This window comes from Nitrospira japonica (genome assembly GCF_900169565.1).
In the GTDB taxonomy this organism is placed as follows: Bacteria; Nitrospirota; Nitrospiria; order Nitrospirales; family Nitrospiraceae; genus Nitrospira_C; species Nitrospira_C japonica_A.
Window position 1 is genome coordinate 2759855 of record NZ_LT828648.1, and the last position, 19459, is coordinate 2779313.

The 19459-nt window shown below is 60.4% G+C and carries 16 protein-coding genes; all 16 read left to right on the top strand.

Annotated features, from left to right (window positions below; all coding sequences use genetic code 11):
• Positions 1–19 precede the first annotated feature (19 nt).
• Positions 20–457, top strand: a complete 438-nt coding sequence (locus NSJP_RS13210; protein ID WP_080887345.1) for a hypothetical protein — start codon at positions 20–22, stop codon at positions 455–457.
• Entirely contained in the window at positions 454–1002 is a 549-nt protein-coding gene (locus tag NSJP_RS13215) for a DUF4136 domain-containing protein (RefSeq protein WP_080887346.1), read from the top strand. The genes NSJP_RS13210 and NSJP_RS13215 overlap by 4 nt, the downstream gene beginning before the upstream one ends.
• A gap of 69 nt (positions 1003–1071) precedes the next feature.
• A complete protein-coding gene (locus NSJP_RS13220; protein WP_080887347.1) occupies positions 1072–1902 on the top strand; it encodes a hypothetical protein in 831 nt (276 codons plus the stop codon).
• A 60-nt stretch (positions 1903–1962) separates the two neighbouring features.
• On the top strand, positions 1963–6051 hold the full coding sequence (locus NSJP_RS13225) for a hypothetical protein (protein WP_080887348.1): 4089 nt from the start codon (positions 1963–1965) through the stop codon (positions 6049–6051).
• 342 nt (positions 6052–6393) lie between these two features.
• Positions 6394–6870, top strand: a complete 477-nt coding sequence (locus NSJP_RS13230; RefSeq protein ID WP_080887349.1) for a hypothetical protein — start codon at positions 6394–6396, stop codon at positions 6868–6870.
• Between the two features lie 148 nt (positions 6871–7018).
• Positions 7019–7891, top strand: coding sequence for a universal stress protein (locus NSJP_RS13235; protein ID WP_080887350.1), 873 nt, complete (start codon positions 7019–7021; stop codon positions 7889–7891).
• A gap of 57 nt (positions 7892–7948) precedes the next feature.
• On the top strand, positions 7949–9481 hold the full coding sequence (locus NSJP_RS13240; RefSeq protein ID WP_080887351.1) for an arylsulfatase: 1533 nt from the start codon (positions 7949–7951) through the stop codon (positions 9479–9481).
• Between the two features lie 82 nt (positions 9482–9563).
• A complete protein-coding gene (locus NSJP_RS13245; protein WP_080887352.1) occupies positions 9564–9977 on the top strand; it encodes a DUF4870 family protein in 414 nt (137 codons plus the stop codon).
• A 37-nt stretch (positions 9978–10014) separates the two neighbouring features.
• Positions 10015–10596, top strand: a complete 582-nt coding sequence (locus tag NSJP_RS13250) for a lipid-binding SYLF domain-containing protein (protein WP_080887353.1) — start codon at positions 10015–10017, stop codon at positions 10594–10596.
• Between the two features lie 81 nt (positions 10597–10677).
• Entirely contained in the window at positions 10678–11733 is a 1056-nt protein-coding gene (locus tag NSJP_RS13255) for a DUF1254 domain-containing protein (protein WP_080888597.1), read from the top strand.
• Positions 11734–11758: 25 nt separating this feature from the next.
• A complete protein-coding gene (locus tag NSJP_RS13260; RefSeq protein ID WP_080887354.1) occupies positions 11759–12340 on the top strand; it encodes an HdeD family acid-resistance protein in 582 nt (193 codons plus the stop codon).
• Positions 12341–12490: 150 nt separating this feature from the next.
• Complete coding sequence (locus NSJP_RS13265; protein WP_080887355.1) at positions 12491–13216, top strand: outer membrane protein; 726 nt, start codon at positions 12491–12493, stop codon at positions 13214–13216.
• Positions 13217–13258: 42 nt separating this feature from the next.
• On the top strand, positions 13259–14248 hold the full coding sequence (locus NSJP_RS13270) for an AAA family ATPase (protein ID WP_080887356.1): 990 nt from the start codon (positions 13259–13261) through the stop codon (positions 14246–14248).
• A 115-nt stretch (positions 14249–14363) separates the two neighbouring features.
• The gene (locus NSJP_RS13275; protein ID WP_407938658.1) at positions 14364–15917 is read left to right on the top strand and encodes an arylsulfatase; all 1554 of its coding nucleotides are present in this window, start codon (positions 14364–14366) and stop codon (positions 15915–15917) included.
• Positions 15918–15982: 65 nt separating this feature from the next.
• Positions 15983–18514, top strand: coding sequence for a fused MFS/spermidine synthase (locus NSJP_RS13280; RefSeq protein WP_080888598.1), 2532 nt, complete (start codon positions 15983–15985; stop codon positions 18512–18514).
• On the top strand, positions 18501–19457 hold the full coding sequence (locus tag NSJP_RS13285) for a DUF58 domain-containing protein (RefSeq protein ID WP_080887358.1): 957 nt from the start codon (positions 18501–18503) through the stop codon (positions 19455–19457). Before NSJP_RS13280 ends, NSJP_RS13285 begins: the two co-directional genes overlap by 14 nt.
• Positions 19458–19459: the final 2 nt, after the last annotated feature.

Below are 19459 nucleotides of genomic sequence, written 5' to 3' on the forward strand. Positions count from 1 at the left end.
CTGAAAGAAGGGAGTGTATATGGATCAACGCCGTACCGTGCCGAGGTCACACCCGATCCTGGCGAGCCTGCTCATGCTGGCCGCACTGGTCGGATGTTCCAGCAAGCCGGCTCATTATGAATCGAAATGGCCGCTGGTCCCCATACAGAACCTCAACACCGTCGTCGGTGAATGGCAAGGCGTCGTGATGAAGGAGCGCCGCGTGGTGCCGGCCGGTGAGGTCAAGCTGATGATTCGCGAGAACGGCACCTATCTCTTCGTCGGTCAAACCGCGTCCGATATGGTCCTCGGCACCGGCAATGTGGAGGTTCGTGACGGTCGTTTGGAGGGAGGCTCGGATCTCCGAACCATTACCGGCACCCTCCACGACAAGAAGGGCAAGCCGCTCCTTTTCATCGTGGCGGCCAACCGGCAGACGGGCGACCGCTTTCACGGAGAGTTTACGAGAACCGAATGATCGCCGACCACCACGCGATGGCGGGTTCGCTGGCGTGTCTGCTTTTCGGCCTCGCAGCCTGCACGTCCATCGACGTCAGGACGGAACACGATCCTGCCGCCGATTTTTCACGCTTCAAGACCTTCGCCTTCGCCGAGCGGCCGGTCGCCGAGGAAAGCGGCCTCGACAACGACGCTGCCGCTCGCGACCGGATCGAGTCGGCCTTGTCGCGTGAATTGACGAACAGGGACGTGCATCGCGTTCGAGTGGAGCAGCAGCCGGATCTCACGGTGTATTATGCCGTGGCGGTCCATGAAAAAATTCAGAAGGCCTGGCGCACCGGCTACGGCTGGGGGGCGAGGTACGGCGGCGGCCAAACCACCTATCCCTATGAAGAGGGTACGCTGATCGTGGACCTGGTGGATCCGGTCAAACAGGAGTTGATGTGGCGGGCGACGATGAATACGCATCTGGAGGAGACCTCGACCGGAAGGCTCGATCAGGCAGACCGGGCGATCGCGCGGGCATTCGAGCAGTATCCTCCCCGCACAGAGGCTGCCAAGTGATCGAAGCGGCGGCCATAACGCGCGAAGCATGAGCAAGCGAGAGAAGAGGTAATTGTTCAGGAGACGACTATGACCGAACGTTGGTTACGATGGAACACTGCGGCAGGGTGCGGAGTGCTGGCGATAGTTGGATTGGTCTGGTCGGTCATGCTGCCGGCGGCCGTCTCGGCGCAGTCTCCTCCGGCCCCCGCCGACCAGGGGCGAATCAAACCGTCCGAACAGGCGGTTGCGCCTGAACCGGAAACCTATAGCGAGCGGGTTCTCGTGAAGCCGACCGAGGGGTATATTGCCGCATTCGGCGGTTATACGTTCGGGGGAAAATTCAATACCGACGGCATCGGGAATCTGGCCGGGGATAGCTTCGGCAATCGCAACCTCGCCGACTCCGGGGTCTATGGCGCCAAGGCCGGAGGATTCTTCTCCGATGAACTGAGCTGGTTTGGAGTGGAACTCGAGGCCTTCAATACCACGCCCAACATTCAGCAGCAGGGTGCCGCGCCGGGCAGTTACATGCGCGTCACGACCCTGGCGGTGAATGCGATCTTCCGAGGGCAGTTCTCCTGCACCACGACGACGGACCATACGGAGCAGGTGACTCGTCGAATCGAGATGCGGTATGAGAAGGAGTTTTGCCGGCTGCAGCCCTACGTCGGAATCGGTCTGGGTATCAATTGGACCTATCTTCAAAACAGCAACTTTACCGCCCGTGACAATTTTGTGCCGGGCCTGAACGTGTTGGGCGGGTTGCGCTACTATCTGACCGAACGCATCGGCATTTTCACCGAGTACAAGTACAACCGGGCGACCTTTGATTTCGTGTCCGGCACCGGGCCGCTGACGGGCTTTCAAGGCACATACTCCATCAACCACATCGTCGCCGGATTCTCCTACCATTATTGAAACGGCAGACCCCTCAATTGTTGCGCCTCCGGCACGCCGTGCCGTAGAGTGCTTTCTGCTATGACCGGGGCCCGTTCCACCTTCCGCCATCCGAGCGTCCGTACCGTCGGCTACGTCCTGTTGGGATTCGGCCTCTCCCTGATCCTTTTCCTCTTGTACCTGCAGACGTCCCATGCCTTCAGGCACGTGATCGTCCCGCTGACGAATGCGCTGCTCCAGGGCGACCTCGAGGCGGAGAACGGATCGCTGACGCTGCCGGCCACGCTCGACGTCACGGGGGTGTCGTACCGCGAGCCTGAAATAGGCCTGGTCGTGAACGTCGGCCGGCTTCAGTTCAGCTTGGGGGCCTTGGCGTCTCTTCGCGAGGGGGCGGTGGTTCTCGACGACATCAGGATCGATCACGGGGAAATCGGACTCGTCGTGTCACCGGAGCCGAACGGAACGCCTCCGGACGTGGCATCCTCTACGGACAATCCGTTTCTTCGTGTGGTCATACGCCGCGGTCATATGGAGGCCTGCGCCCTGTTCGTCAAAACGCACGATCAGGATTTTACCGTGACGGACCTCGACGCCACCGTGAAGGACGTGGGATTCAAACGAAACGGTACCATCGATGCGCAAGGGGAGTTGATGCTTCGGCGTCAGGCGAATGGAAATCGTTGGGCGGGCCGGGTGGTCGTGACCGGATCGCTCCGTCAGGATGCCGGCGGCGGGCGGCTCCAGTGGGACGCGGTCAATGAACTGATCGTTCGGGATTCGCCTTTGAACGCAAGCGGAATCGCGGCGGGGATTCTCTCGGTCGATCAGCGGACGACCGGGAGCTACGATCTCGTTGACGCGGCGCTGCAAGCCGAATCCGTCTTTACGGTCAGGCTGGGAGAGAACCGCCTTGTCGATGCGTCCGCGACGCTGCGGAGAACCGGTGCGGGACGGCAGGCGGAGACGGATCTCGGCTTGCGGATTCAGGAAGTCACGGAGCAGGCGCTCAATCTGCTGGTGGACGAACAGCAGGCCATTCGCCTTCGTGCCGCGCACGTCGGCGGGTATGTGGACGTCCATGCCGTGGGGGCACGGTATGCCGTTCGCTCGGTCTTCGCGGGAGAGAAGCTGCAGGTCGTCTTCGATGAGGCCGTCACGCCTCCATTAGACATCGATCTTGCCCAGACCGGGACGTTCGACAGTGATTCGATGAACCTGGCATTGGAGATCTTTGATGTGCATGCGGCGGATCAATACAAGGTTTGGCTGGCGGGAGAACTGACGCGGACCCTGACGTTCAGGCTCGGCGCGGGTCAGGCCGAGCAAGAGGATCCGGAACCGGGGAATGCCGCTCAAGCCGACTGGGCTCTCAGGATCAATGATTTGAGCGTGGCCGACCTGCGCCAGTGGTTCGGAGTGTTTCGCTGGAAAGGATTGGATGGCTTGCAGGAGGGACGGGTGGGAGGCTTCATGACGGCCTCCGGACGCCGCAGCGGGAAGGCAGTGGATCTCGCCCTCAACCTGACAGTCACGGATGTCGTCATGGCAGCCTCCGACGGGGTGCAACTCGCTCCGCCGGTGACCTTCAAGCACGTCGGCCGCGGCACCCTGATCGAGTTCACCAAACTGAAGATTTCCTCGTTTACGACCACGGCATCGGTCTTGGGAGAACGATCCACGGGGATGCTGAAGTTGTCGGGCATGGTTGATCTGGCCTCACAGGGAACGGAGCTCGATCTGCACGGCTCCCTGGCGTTGAACGATCTGCACGCCGGCGCGCTCAACCCCGTGTTGGCCCGATGGACGACCGCGGGGTTCAATCGAGGGCACTTCAACGGGACCGCGCAAGCCTCGGTCACCGGAGCATGGATCAGGTGGGACATGGACCTCCAAGGCCGGCAGATCAGTTTGTACCTTCCGAATAGGGTTCACCCGACTCATCCGGCGGACTTGGTGGTGAAGCAGATGGGGCGCATCGATCGGACAGGACAGGTGCTCCATATCGACAAGGCCGTCCTCCACACGTTTCAACAATCACGTCCGGTCCTTACGGCCGTCCTGGACCATCCGATCCAGATGGCCTTGAATCGCACGGGACGGACGCGGCCGGCCGCACGGGGAGACAATCCGTTGGCCACGTTGGGGATCGAAATCCACCGGTTGGACGTCGAAGATGTGAGGCCTCGGCTCGAATTCCTGAAGCTGGCGGTTCTTGACCAGATCAAGACCGGGTTCGTCGATTCACGGCTGACGATCCGTTGGTGGGGAGAGGCGGAGCCACTGGCCGTCTCGGGGACGTTCGATTTCGAGGGTGTGACCCTCGACGCCGGCCCCCTGCGGATCGCCAAGCCTCTTACGCTTCGTAACCGAATCGAAGCCACAGTCAAGGACTCGTCCTTCGTCGAACTGGCGACATGGAGCCTGCGCACGTTCGACGGGGCGGCAGCCGTGGCGGACGCCCGCCTCAGCGGCACGGCCGACCTGTCCGACGGGACCATGGATCTCAGCATGCGGTTCGGTGCGCAGGACATGCCGGGGCTTCTGCTCCGCCTGGGTCTGCTGGATAAGCTTCGACTCAAGTCTGTGACAGGCGGATCCGTTACGGCAGACGTGCGGGCGTCCAGTCAAGGCGGCGAGGCTCCCGTGTCGTTGCGGATCGGCATTCGCTCGCGAAGTCTTCGCTTCACACCGCTTCCACGACATATTCTGACCTACGACGTCGACGCGCGCGGGACGGTGGAGGTCAATGGACCCAGGACGGCCGTTGAGTTGAAGCCGCTGGTTCTGACATTCAGACATGCAGCAAAGGGGGCCGGTTCCATGTCGGTCTGGGGACGATGGCCGATCGCCGCGTCGGAATCCGAGGCGACGGCCAGGCTTGTCACCAAACAACTGGACTGCGGACCCCTCATCGACCTCTATGGAGTATTGCCCGGGCGTCTTGCCGGTCCGCTTCCACTGAACGCCGATCTGAACGTGATCATGGACAGGAAGAGTGGAGCAGTGACTGTGAATGGACAGGAAACCATTGGCCCGGCGAGGGTGTCTCGAAAAGACGGGGGGCCGGTCGAAGCCACGGTTCGACTCGGGCAGGACGTGACCTGGCACGATCGGTCGGTGACCGTCTCAAAGTTGACCCTGGCATCGGACCGGCCCAACGGCACGGCGGATCACGCGTCGGCAAGAGGGTACTTCAATTTCGGGCGGGTCAGGGAAGCGGAATTCGAAGGAAAAATTGCTTCGTTGGATGGGGGATGGTATGGCGCGCTGCTTTCCAAACAGGATTCCGCGTCAGGCGCGCCGACTCACTCCGAAGGAGGAGCCGGCGCGACGACGTCCGGTCCGAAGCCGGAGGCTCCATTCACCCATCTTGACGGCGTGCTTTCGATCGGTTCCGTCTCCTACGGCGGGATGACGATCGGCCCGGGCCGGTTGACCGTGAAGGGAATCGAAGAGCGGATCGACTTGGTGGTCGAACCGACCGGAATGGCCGACGGCAAAGTCGAAGGGTCGCTGGCGTTGACCGGACGAGAAGGGGCTGGGCGTTTCGAATGGATCGGCAAGGGCGAAGCCCTGAATATCGAGACTCTGTTGAAAGCGCTCGAACCGGGAGAGACGGCGCGCTTGACCGGCATCGGATCGTTTCAAACGTCCGGAACCGGAACTCCGAGCGGGACGCAGCAGGGAGATCCGGCGAAGGGATCGCTCAGTTTCACCGTGACGGGCGGACAGTTTACGCGGATACCGCTCGCCAGTTTTCTCGCCAAGGAAACCCACGTGGAAGAGTTCAATCGAATGGGATTTTCAGAGTTTCGAGGAGACATGCGTTGGGAGACCGGGAATGTGTTCATGGATCGGATCGTGGCGACCGGGAGTGTGTCGTCGCTGGAAGGCAGCGGAAAGCTCGGGTCGGACGGCGCGCTCGACGGACTGATCTTTGTGAAGATCGGCCCCTCGTTCCGGCGAAACCTCAAGATTCCCTGCATGTCGGCTATCCTACTCCTGCCGGATGGGTTTGCCGCGCTGCCGTTCGCGGTGCGCATCAGCGGCACTGCAAAGGCTCCGGTGTATCGGGTCGATCCGTCTCCTTGGGACCAGGCTAAAGGTACGATCACCGATGTCGCGGGAAAAATGAAGAATCTGGTCATGGGATGCCGGGAAGGGTCATAGGGATCGGCAGGAAAACTCGAAGCACGAAATACGAAACCAAAAGTCCCAAAGCCGCATTTCTTGTGGTTTCGAATTTCGGATTTCGGATTTCGAATTTCGGGTTTGGCCGTGACTGTTGGGTGCTAGTGCTTGGGTTTTGTGATTTAAGTATTGGGATGTGGAGCTTTCCCCCCTTGGGCCCCCTGTCAATTTTGACAGTTTCTGCCACTTGGTCAAAGTGATAAGAGTGTGATAAATAAGTGCCTCGTTTAACGTGATGCCGGCCCGATGACGTACGGAAATCAACGTGCTGTTCGTTCCGGCCCACCGTTCCATAACTCCCATTTCAGAAAGGATTCCCTCATGTACAAAGTGATGTCGGTGGTGTTGGCTGGAGCCATGTTGATGGCCGTTCCGGTGTTTGCGGCGGACGCACAATCGGACACGAATATGGAGATCTTGAAGCAGAAGCTCAAGGCGGACAAGAAGCTGTTGGTCGCGAGCAACATGGAGCTCACGGATGCGGAAGCCAAGCAGTTCTGGCCGGTGTACGAGTCGTATCAAAAGGACTTGGAAGGGGTGAACCAGCAGCTCGGCAAGACGATCATGGAATATGCCGAGGCGTTCAACAAGGGAACGATTTCGAACGATACGGCCAAGAAGCTGCTCAATGAGGCCCTGTCGGTCGAGGAGCAGGAAACCAAGCTGAAGCGCACCTATGCGGACAAGCTGGAAAAGGTCATTCCGGCCACGAAGGTCGCGCGGTACATTCAGATGGAGACCAAGATCCGTTCACTGATCAAGTTTGAGATGGCTCAACAGATTCCGCTGGTGTACTAGTTCGAACACAGCGGTGAGTACGCCGGTGCCCCCTTCCCTCTCAGCAGGGGAGGGGGCACTGTTTTCATGGCCCATCACGTGTCGGTGAAGGACGGGACGAACCAATCGGTCAATGTGATTCATCGGTGGTTTGAAACGAGGAGGGAACATGCCAGCAGCGGATTCCAATGACGTGGCGATTCTGCAACAGGTGTTTCATCCATCCGATTTTACCCCCGCCAGCGAAACGGCTTTTGCGCACGCGCTGAAGGCCGCGCTCGTCGCTCAGGCCGATCTCACCATTCTTCACGTATCGACGAAGGAAAACTCCGACTGGACGGAATTCCCAGGCGTCAGGGCGACGTTGGAGCGGTGGGGACTTTTGCCCAGGAACAGCTCGACGTCCGACGTCGCGAAACTGGGCATCGGCGTCAAGAAGATTCAAGCGCGGCATGACGATCCGGTGGAATCCGTGACCGCCTATTTGAAGAGCCACAACGCGGACTTGATCGTGCTGGCGACCGATCAAAGCAAGGAGCAATTTCAGTGGCTCAGCAAGTCGGTGGCCGAGCCGATCGCGCGCAAGACCCGCCTGATGACCTTGTTCATTCCGAAGGGACTGAACGGATTCGTGTCGCTCAAAGACGGCTCCATCTCGTTGAACAGCATCCTGATCCCCGTCGCGACCGTTCCGCCGCCGCAGCCGGCTATTCAAGCCGCCGTCCGTCTGGCCCGCCGCATGAACATTCCCAAGGGCGTATTCAATCTCGTGCACGTCGGAGACAAGACCACCATGCCGGCCGTGAGCGTTCCGGACTTGCCCGGATGGACGTCGAACGTGCTGACCAAACAGGGCGAGGTCATCGACGTCATCGTCGAGACGGCGGCCGAGGTCAAGGCCGACCTGATCGTCATGACCACTGACGGACGAAACGGATTTCTGGACGCCTTGCGCGGGAGCCATAGCGAACGGATTCTCCGGCGAACACCCTGTCCGCTGCTGGCCATCCCGGCCGGCGGGTTCATCTCATCCGTGATGTGACAGGATCGACAACGTGTCAGGCCGGTAACGAGCCGATTACTGCGTGTAGGAGGGATCATGAAACGGATGCTGTTCCTGATGGGCCTGGCGATGGTCTTCTTCAGTGCCGGGGCGATGTGCCAGGAAGCTCATGCGGCAGACAAGAAGCCCAACATTCTCGTGATCATGGGCGACGACATCGGCTGGTTCAATCCAAGCATCTATCATCGCGGGATCATGGGATATCAGACGCCGAACATCGACCGGATCGGCCATGAGGGCGCCATGTTCACGGACTGGTATGGCCAGCAGAGTTGCACGGCCGGCCGGGCGGCGTTCATCACGGGCCAGTCTCCGATTCGGACTGGTCTCACGAAAGTCGGGCTGCCTGGCGCGGATATTGGATTACGCCCGGAGGATCCGAGCGTGGCGGAGATTCTCAAGCCGCTGGGTTATGCCACCGGGCAGTTCGGAAAAAACCATTTGGGCGACAAGGACGAGTTTTTGCCGACGAATCACGGTTTCGACGAGTTCTTCGGCAACTTGTACCATTTGAATGCCGAGGAGGAGCCGGAGAATCCGGATTACCCGAAGAATCCCGAGTTCCGGAAACGCTTCGGGCCCCGCGGTGTCATCCATTCGTTTGCCGACGGAAAGATCGAAGATACAGGCCCCTTGACGCGCAAGCGGATGGAAACGGCCGACGAAGAGTTTCTTGCCGCCGCGCTCGACTTCATCGACCGCCAGCATAAAGCGGGAAAACCCTTCTTCTGCTACTTCAACAGCACACGCATGCATGTCTTCACGCATTTAAAGAAGGACAGCGAGGGGAAGACCGGACTGGGCGTGTATCCGGACGGCATGGTTGAGCACGACGGTCACGTCGGGCAGTTACTGAAGAAGTTGGACGATTTGAAGATCGCCGACAACACCATCGTGGTCTACACCACCGACAACGGCGCCGAGGTCATGACCTGGCCTGACGGAGGCAGTACGCCATTCAAAGGTGAGAAGGCCACCAATTGGGAAGGCGGATTCCGAGTACCGACGGTCATTCGCTGGCCTGGAGTGATCAAACCGCACACTATCTACAATGACATGTTCGCGCATGAGGACCTCATCCCGACGTTCGCCGCGGCAGGCGGAGACACAGATGTCGTCGAACGCTGCAAGAAAAGCTGCCAGTCGGGAAAGAAGTCGTTTAAGGTCCATCTCGACGGGCATAATCTCGTGCCGTTCTTCAAGGGCGAGGTGAAGGAGTCGCCGCGCAAAGAATTCCTCTACTGGAGTGATGACGGCGATCTACTTGCCTTGCGATTTCAGAATTGGAAAATTGCCTTCAAGGAGCAGGAGCATACGGGTTTCAACGTCTGGAAGCGAGAATTCACGAACCTCCGTTTCCCCACTCTCTACAACATCCGAGCGGACCCGTTTGAACGGGGACCGGAGTCCATTGAATATGGCCGGTGGGCGGCGGACAGAATGTTCGCGGTCGTTCCCTCGCAAGCTGTGGTGGCGCGTTGGTTAGCGAGTTTCAAAGAATTTCCAATCCGTCAGAAACCCGCGAGTTTCAACCTTGATGAGGTCATGCAGAAGATGTCGCCGAAGTAGGCGACGATGCTGAGTCGTCGGCTTGTCCCGAAGCAGGTGATCGGAATGGCCGTGGTTCACAACCTGATGTGAGCCATCACACATGGCGAGTCAACCAACTGAAACATCCGTAGATCGTCCGGTGGACCCACTCGTCACCTGGGCCAGGGTCGTGTATGCCCTGCACGCGTTCAGCCTGCTCACCGCGATCATCGGCACGGCGACGCTGGTCGGCGCATTCCTGACCGGTTGGCCGTCGATCATCGCCGTGATATTGAACTATCTCAAGCGGAGCGAGGTGCGCGGAACATGGCTCGAATCGCACTTTCGATGGCAGATCCGCACGTTCTGGTTCGGACTGCTGTGGGTCTCGCTCTGCGTGGCGTTCGTCGTTGCGACATTGGGGATCGGCATCCTCGTCGCGTGGCTCCCGCTGGGCGTGGTCGGTCTGTGGTTCGTCTATCGGATCGTGCGCGGTTGGGTGACCCTTGGAGACGGCCGGCCGATGTACGCGTGATCCAGCGAGAGATGACTAAGGAAGGATTGGTTGCCGGATGACCATCATCAAGAAGAGCGCGATCCGGTCTGCGCTGATTCTCGTCATAGTGACGGCCGTCGGATGTGCCGGAGGCCTGGTCGGGAGTAAAGAGAAGAAACTGGCTTACTTTAACAGCCTGGAGCAGGAGACGCTGGCTCGATTGGTCAAGGAACATCCGAAGGCCGAGCAGGAATTGCGGGATTCCGTCGGTTACCTCGTGGCGGAAAAAGACGTCGTGAAGGTCCCCATGTTCGGGGCCGGCGGAGGGGCGGGCGTGGTGTTCGACAAGGAGACGGCCACGCGATCGTATCTACGGATCCCCGAACTGCAATTTGGAGCCGGCTGGGGCGGCCGCGCCGAGAAGGTCGTGCTGATCTTTCAGGACGTGCACAAGCTGCGCGATCTTGCCGACGGCAAGTGGCATGCCGGCATGGAGGCGGAGGCGACGGCGAAGGTGGCAGACGTCGGGCTCGCGGGAAGCGGAAATACCACGGAGCTTCTCAAGAAAGGATTTTCCACCTACGTGCTGACCGATGCGGGTGCTTCCGCGACGGCGACCGTCAGCATGATACGGGCGCAACCTTATTCGATCGATTGAATCGAGACGAGACGTCGGGATGATCAATTGCGGCGAGGTGCCGCAGCATACAGCATCTGAATCAGAAGGGAACGCATCATGATGAAAGCGGTTGTCGGAGCATTGACGATAGTGATGGTCATGTCGGTCGGCGCGCACGCGAAGTCCGGTTCGCCCGCCAAGTCTGTTTCTCCGGCTCCTGCCGGCAAGCCGCTGCTCGTGACGATGGACAATTTTATCCGGGCCGAGTCGGATCTGTATTTCGGCAACGTCGTCAAGGACAAGGGATTCGGCCGTTTCTCGCATACGCGCCAGGTGACCCCCGTCAACAAGCAGCCGATCGTTCGCATGAACCGTGACACGCTGTATTCGGCCGCCGTCTTCGACCTCGACGCAGGCCCCGTCGCGATCACGCTGCCTGACTCCGGAAGCAGATTCATGTCCATGCAAGTGATCACGGAGGATCACTTTACGCCGCTGGTCGCGTACAAACCCGGGAGCTATGCCCTGACCCGAGAGGACATCGACACGCGCTACGTCCTGGTGGCCGTTCGTGCGCTCGTGGATCCGACCGATCCCAACGACCTGGATGAGGTCCATGCCCTGCAAGACGCGATCAAGGTCGAGCAAGCGGGTAGCGGGAAATTTGAAGTTCCACGTTGGGATCCGGAGAGTCAGAAGAAGATCCGGGAAGCCTTGATCGTATTGGGATCGACGTTGTCGGATTCGAAGCACATGTTCGGCACCAAGGAACAGGTGACGCCGCTGCGGCATCTCATCGGGTCCGCGGTGGGATGGGGAGGGAATCCCGATACTGAGGCGACCTACCTCGGCGTGACCCCAGAGCGAAACGACGGGAACCAGGTCTATAAGCTGACCCTCCGCGACGTGCCGGTCGACGGCTTCTGGTCGATCACGGTGTACAACGCGAAGGGCTATCTGGAAGCGAACAGGTACGACACCTATTCATTGAACAGCATCACGGCGAAAAAGCGGATCGACGGCTCGGTGACGGTGCAGTTCGGCGGGTGCAACGGGAAAATCGCCAATTGTCTGCCGATCATGCGGGGATGGAACTATACCGTCCGTCTCTATCGCCCGCAGCCCGAGATCCTGAGCGGCGGCTGGGTCTTTCCGGAGGCGCAGCCCGTGAAATAAACTTCCGAATCGGGAGGAACAACAGATGATCGCCTTTCGTATGTTGGACCAACTGAGCAGGAATTGGGGCTGGATTGCGTTGCGGGGAGTCGCGGCGGTGATTTTCGGCGTCCTGGCATTTGCCTGGCCCGGAGTCACCCTCGTTGTCCTGGCGTTGTTTTTCGGTGCGTATGCATTGATAGACGGGATCTGCGCGTTGGTGGCGGCCTATCGAGGGCGGGAGGGAAGCACGCCGGTCTGGCCGCTCGTTCTCATCGGTTTACTGGGCGTCGCAGCGGGGATTGCGACGTTTCTCTGGCCAGAAATGACGGCGCTCGCGCTGCTCATGTTCATCGCCTTCTGGGCCTTGTTGATCGGTATCGCTCAGATTGCCGCCGCAATCCGTCTGAGGAAGGAAATCGACAACGAGTGGATACTGGGGACGTCGGGCGCGCTGTCCGTGCTGTTCGGCGTACTCATGATCGCAAGTCCGGGAGCGGGAGCGCTCGCGGTGGCCTGGATCATCGGAGGTTATTCGGTCGCGTTCGGCCTGCTCCTCATCGTGTTGAGTCTTCGCCTGAAGAAAGTGGCCGACCGAATGGCGCCGAAGCTGAGCGCGCCGGTATAGACCTGTGATCGTAGTTGCGCTGCGACACTCAATGTGTCGGCAGTACATCGGGAGATGGAACTTGATGCTACCCAGATGAGATGGTCGGTAGGGTAGGAACGTCACTGTGGAACTGAAACCATAGGTGCGCATCCCTTTGAGGAGCAGTCTATGAACCATCGACATGACATAAGCAGAGATCAAGCCTGGCCTCAGAGTGGCCTGGCGGTCTTGTGGGTACTTGCCTTATGTGTCGGCGTTTCGATTCTTCCGGGCATGGTCACGGAATCGGTGGCGGACGATTCGCTCCGAAGCAAGAAATGGGAAATCCTTCTGTCGCCGCAATATACCTTGACCAAGAATCTTGGATTCACGGGCGGCACCACGGCGAAGATAGACGATACCTGGGGGTTCGGCCTGCAGATCGGTTACAATTTCAACGAACATTGGAATCTGGGCGGATTTTTTTCCTGGAGCCAGCCCGATTATCAGGCGGTGGTCCAACCGGCTCCCGGCAATTCTGGGCCTGCTCGCAACATCAGCGGAAATCTGCAGATGAACACGTTCGGCGGCGTGCTCACGTATAACGTGCTCTCAGGTCCCCTCACGCCCTATGTCGAAGGAAGTCTGGCTGGGACCTATATCAACACGGATATCGCCGATGGACCTCCCGTTTCCGGTTGCTACTGGGACCCTTGGTTCGGCTACATCTGCGGCACGACGCAACCGACGAAGTCCGGCACCTTCATGACGTACGGAGTCGGCGGCGGATTGCGTTGGGACATCAATCGGTACTTCTTGGTTCGTGGCGGGGTCAGGCAACAGTGGATAGACTTATCCAATACGGGAATTCCAGGTTTTACGACATTCAAGCTCGACATTGGCTTTAAGTTTTAATTGAGCGGCAACCCTCACAGCCGTCCAGAGGATTCTCAGGACATGACGCCACGCGAGGCCATCGCCGATCTTCAACGCAAAATGGAGTCGTCGATCATCGGCCAGCGCGGCGTCATCCGCCAGATCCTCGTCGGCTTGCTGGCCAACGGACATCTCCTGCTCGAAGGCCTTCCCGGTCTTGCGAAGACACGAGCCGTTAAAAGCCTGGCAAGGAATCTGGACGCCACGATGAGCCGCATCCAGTTCACGCCGGATCTTCTGCCGTCCGACATTACCGGGACCGAAGTCCTGTATCAGGAAGGCGGCAAGAATCTGTTCAAGTTTCAGCAGGGGCCGATTTTCGGCAACATCATTCTGGCCGACGAGATCAACCGCGCGCCGGCGAAGGTGCAAGCCGCGCTGCTCGAAGCGATGGAGGAACGGCAAATCACCGTCGCTGGTACGACCCATACGATGCCTGATCTGTTCATGGTGTTGGCGACGCAAAATCCCATCGAGCAGGAAGGCACCTATCCCTTGCCGGAGGCGCAGCTCGACCGGTTCCTGATGAAGGTGCTGATCGATTATCCCGACCCGGAGAGCGAAATGGGCGTCTTGCAATTGGTGCGGAGCGAAGAATCCGCGGGGGTCCAGCCAGGTTCGCACGGTCAGAAACAGGAAGACGGAAGGATTTCCGCCGACACGATTTTGGCCGCCCGGCGCGAGATCACCGGCATCCATGTGTCCGACGCCGTCGCCCGATACATCGTGGACCTCGTCAACGCCACAAGACATCCGGATAAATTGGGCGAGCAGCTCGGTAAATGGATTCAGGTGGGATCCAGCCCTCGGGGCGGCATCGGCCTCGATCGCGCCGCCAGGACGAATGCCTGGTTCGAGGGCCGCGATCACGTGACGCCCGACGACGTCCGCGCCATGGCGCACGGTGTATTGCGGCACCGGATGATGCTGTCGTACGACGCGAATGCCGACCGGGTCACGTCGGATCACGTGATCGACACACTCATCGAAGCGGTCGCGGTGCCGGCATAACGGAGTCGGGCCGGTGAAGCATTCGACGTACATCGACACACGGCGGGAAGGCGACTGGTTCGTTGTTTCGACAAGGAGGTATGACATGCGTTCCAAGCTGAAAGCCTGCGCGATCATGGTCGCAGGGATGGCTGTGTTGGCCGGTCTGCCGGCACAAGCGGAACAGAAGAAGCCCAACATCCTGGTCATTTTTGGCGACGACGTCGGTCAATCCAACATCAGCGCGTATACGCACGGGTTGATGGGTTATAAGACGCCGCACATCGACCGTATCGCCAAGGAAGGCATGCTGTTCACCGACTACTATGCCGAAAACAGCTGCACGGCCGGCAGGTCCACGTTCATCACCGGTCAAGCCGTTCTGCGGACCGGACTATCGAAGGTCGGCATTCCCGGTGCGTCGGTCGGCTTGCAGAAAACGGACATCACGATCGCGGAGGCGCTCAAGCCGCTGGGTTACGCGACCGCCCAGTTCGGCAAGAACCATCTCGGCGACAAGGATGAATACCTGCCGACCAACCATGGGTTCGACGAATTCTTCGGCAATCTGTATCACCTGAATGCCGAGGAAGAACCGGAGCGGCCGTACTACCCGCGGGATGACGCGGGGTTCGTCAAGGCCAACGCGCCACGCGGCGTGATCAAGTCTTCAAGCGACGGCAAGATCGAGGATTCGGGACCGCTCACCCGCAAGCGCATGGAGACGGTCGACGACGAGACCACTCACGCCGCGCTGGAGTTCATGAAGAAGCAGCACGCGGCCGGCAAGCCCTTCTTTACCTGGATGAATTTCACGCGCATGCACATCTTTACCCATGTGCGGCCGGAGTATCGCGGCAAGAGCGGGATGCAGGGCAATGAGTATGCGGACGGCATGTGGGAAATGGATCAGAACGTGGGCAAGCTGCTCAAGCTGCTTGATGATCTGAAGATCGCCGACAACACCATCGTCGTCTTCACGACCGACAACGGACCCAACGCGTTCACCTGGCCGGACGCAGCCACGACGCCGTTCCGTTCCGAGAAAGACACAAACTGGGAAGGGGCCTTCCGGGTGCCGGCGATGGTGCGCTGGCCGGGTCATATCAAGCCGGGAGAGATTTCCAACGAAATGGTCTCCGGCCTGGATTGGTTCCCGACCCTGCTGGCGGCGGCGGGCGATACGACGATCAAAGATCGGTTGCTCAAGGGCTGGACGCCGTCCGGCGGCAAGACGCACTTCAAGAATCACCTCGACGGCTACAATCAGCTCGATCATCTCACCGGAAAGAGCGCCAAGGGCGCGCGCGATGAGTTCTTTTACTTCAACGACGACGGTGATCTGGTCGCGGCGCGAGTCGGCAACTGGAAACTCGTGTACGAGCGGCAGGATCAACCAGGCCAGTTCGACGTCTGGGCCCATCCGTTCACGCCGCTGCGGGTGCCGAAAATGTTCAACCTTCGGATGGACCCCTATGAGCACGCCGAGGTCTCCGGAAGCGGCTACGACCAATGGCGGGTGGAAAACGCCTACATCATCTTCATGGGCACGATGAAGTCGGCCGCGTTTCTCGAAAGCTTCGTGGAGTACCCACCGAGTCAGCGTCCGGCGAGTTTCAGCATCGACCAAATCCGTAAGGGTGTGGACAAGAAGATCGACGAATCCTTCAAGAAACGAGGCTTGGAATAGCGGGATAGGGTGCCGCCTGCCTCAGCGGCGGGCGGCGCCTCCATGACATGAGCAAGCCGTTCACCATGGCATCGCGCGCGGATTCTCAGGTGAACGGGGAAGACGCGGTCGCGGTTCGACGGTCTGCTCAGCACGCCATACCGATGACGGCGCTGTTGCTTGCGGCATCGGGAGCCGCCGCGCTTGTCTATCAGGTGCTCTGGATCAAGCAACTCTCCCTGATCGTCGGGGTGGACGTCTACGCCGTTGCCGCGGGCATCAGCGCATTCTTCGGCGGCATGGCCTTGGGAAGCCTGTTGTTGGGCCGGGTGGTCGATCGCGTCCGCCGGCCGCTGTTGTTTTACGGGGGCATCGAAGCGGGCATCGCGGCGCTGAGCGTATCGGTGACCGTTGCGCTTCCCCATACGGCGGAACTCTTCGCCACGGCCGAAGCGGCGGTCGGACCGGCGGCATGGACGATTCCGCTCGCGCTGGTGGCGGTCCCGGCCGTTCTCATGGGCGGAACGCTGTCTGCGCTGCTCCGCTCGCTTCAGCCGTTACAGGAAGCGATCAGTTTCGTCGCGGCCGGCCTATATGCGAGCAATACGCTGGGGGCGGTGGCCGGCGCCCTCCTCTGTTCGTTTCTCTTGATTCCCTTTCTTGGCATTCGCGGCGCGGCTCTCGCGGCCGCGGCGGCCAATCTGGCCGTGGTGGCTGGTGCCATCGCTCTCGACCGGATGTCAAGGCCTTTCGACGTGGACGATCGGTTTCCGCCCGCAGCCGTCGTGCCGGGGAACATTCCGCTCGCGCTCGTGCTCTATTCCATCGCCGGAGGAATCGCGTTGGGGTATGAAGTGGTCTGGTCCCAGGCCATCGTACCGTTCATGAGTACCAGGAGTTTCGCTTTCTCCATCGTGCTGGCGACCTATCTTGCAGGGCTCGTGATCGGCTCCGCACTCTGTGCGCGACATGCGGATCGTCTTCGCCATCCATGGGCAGCCTTCGGGTTCTTGCTGGCCGCGGCCGGCGCAGTCGCATTGCTGGAGATCGCGTTACTCGGCCGATGGCTCGTCATCGTGCAAACCCAGGCGGAGGCGGCCGTTCTGGCATTGACGAGCAGTCCTCTGTTCGGAATGTGCACGCGGTTTGCCGTCGCGGCGGTGTCCATCGTGTTTGTGCCGACGCTGCTTCTGGGCGCGGCCTTTCCAGTGGTGATTCGACTGACGGTTGACGCCCGGCATGTCGGACGTCAGACCGGGGCCGTGGTGGCGCTCAACACCGCGGGTGGTATTGCGGGAACCCTGGTCACCGGGTTCGTGCTCGTTCCCATGCTCGGACTCGTCCATGCGCTTGCGGCCTTGGCCATCGCCGCATCGGTCGTGGGTGGTATCGCGGCCATGCGGGAAGCCGAAAGCGGCTCGATGCTGCGATGGGCGACGCTCGGTACCGGCGTCCTGACGGTCCTGGTCGCGGTCGTCACGCCGGCTGACCGTCTGGCCTCGTTACTTCCGGGGGCGCGAGCCGGAACGCTCCTCTTTTATGACGAATCCCCGGGCGGGACAGTGGCGGTGGTGGAGAATCGGGCCGGTCACAACCGGTTCAGGCGGCTGTATATCGAGGGTGTGTCCAATTCCGGAGACGCGATGCCGTCGATGCGCTACATGCGGCTGCAGGCGTTGTTGCCGCTGGTCATTCATAACGGCGAGCCGCGATCGGCACTGGTCATCGGATTCGGGACCGGCATTACGGCCGGCGCGCTGTTGGCCTATGAAGACTTGGAACGCCGCGTCGTAGCCGAACTTCTGCCGGCCGTCGTACGGACCGCGCCGCTCTTTCCGGCCAATCTTGGCGCGGGAGACAATCCGAAAATCGACGTCCGCCTGCGCGACGGCCGCCGAGAACTGTTGCGCAGCCAAGACGAATACGACGTGATCACGCTCGAACCTCCGCCGCCCTCGGCCGCAGGGGTCGTGAACCTCTATTCGACCGAGTTTTATGCGCTCGTCGGCAAGCGTTTGAAACCATCAGGACTCCTCGCGCAATGGCTGCCTCTGTCGACCCAGAACGACGAGGACACGCGTTCCCTGGTTCGAAGCGTTCTCGATAGCTTCCCGCACGTCTCGCTTTGGACGACGGAATTCAACGAGATGTTGCTGGTCGGTTCCTTCGAGCCGCTGCAGCTCGACGTGCCGAGGATCACGGAACGACTGAGTCAACCTGGCGTGGCGACGGCGTTACGCCAAGTCGGAATTGCATCTCCCGCGGCCCTACTGGCCCTCTGGGTTACGGATCGAGCCGGGCTCGAGCGGTATGCCGCCGGCGCTCCTGCCGTCACGGACGATCGTCCCCGCATCGAATATGCGTCCTGGGTCAGGCCGAAGGAAGTGGCGCAGACCTTACCCGGCTTGCTTGCCCTGTATGAGGTTCCACCCCTGCGCGGAGACGACGAGATGTTGCGGTCACGGATGACGGCGGACCGTGAGCGGTTGATGACGTTTTATCGGGCCGGACTCCACGCGTACGACGGTGATCGCCCCTCGTGGAGGGAAGAGATGCGACGCGTCATGAACGGAGATCCGGACCCCTATTATGGTTGGTTCATCCATGAGGAAAGCTGAATTACCGGAAGCCTCGATTCCGGGGGTCTATGTCTCGGTCCCCGAGTTGATGGCGTTGGAGCACAAGGCTGCGGGTCTGACGTTCCTGCCTCGGAGAACGAGCCGCAGTGTCTTGTCAGGGCGGCATACCTCGCGGATGCGCGGGCGGGGGTTGAACTTCGAAGAGATCAGGGACTACCTGCCGGGCGACGACATTCGAAATCTGGACTGGAAAGTCACGCTCCGGTTGGGAAAACCCCATGTCCGCACCTATACGGAAGAGCGGGACCGTCCGGCGCTGTTCGTGATCGATCAACGCATGCCGATGTTCTTCGGATCACGACTGGCGCTCAAGTCGGTGGCCGCCGCGCAGGTTGCGGCGTTGGGGGCCTGGATGGTGCTTCACGCCGGCGACCGGGTCGGTGCAATGGTCTTCAACGACCATGAGATTCGCCATATCCGTCCGCATCGCAGCCGGAGCCGCGTCGAGGCCCTGTGCCGTGCCGTCGCGGACATGAATCGGGCGCTTGCTGCGGGAAGTCCGGTTCACGCGGAGTATTCCCAACTGGACCGGGCGCTCGAACGAGCGCTGCAGGCGGCTCATCATGATCATTTCGTCTGCATCGTGAGCGATTTCGCCGGTATGAGCGAGCGGACAGACCAGCTGCTTCGCGAGCTCCGGGTGCATAACGACTTGGTTGCCGTATTGGTCTTCGATCCGCTCGCGCGGAGCGCCGTCGGGGACGGACAACTGGTGGTGACTGAAGGAACACTGCAAGTCGAAGTCAATTTGAACGAACGGCAGGTTCGGGAGCCGCTCGAATCCTTCTTTGCCGGCCGGCTCCAGCACGTCGCGGCCATGTTACGCCGAAGCGATGTGCCGTTGCTCGCGATCGATTCCGGTGAGCCGGTGATCGAGCAAATCAGACGCCTGCTGGGCCGGCGTGTACCACTTGTGAAGTGAGA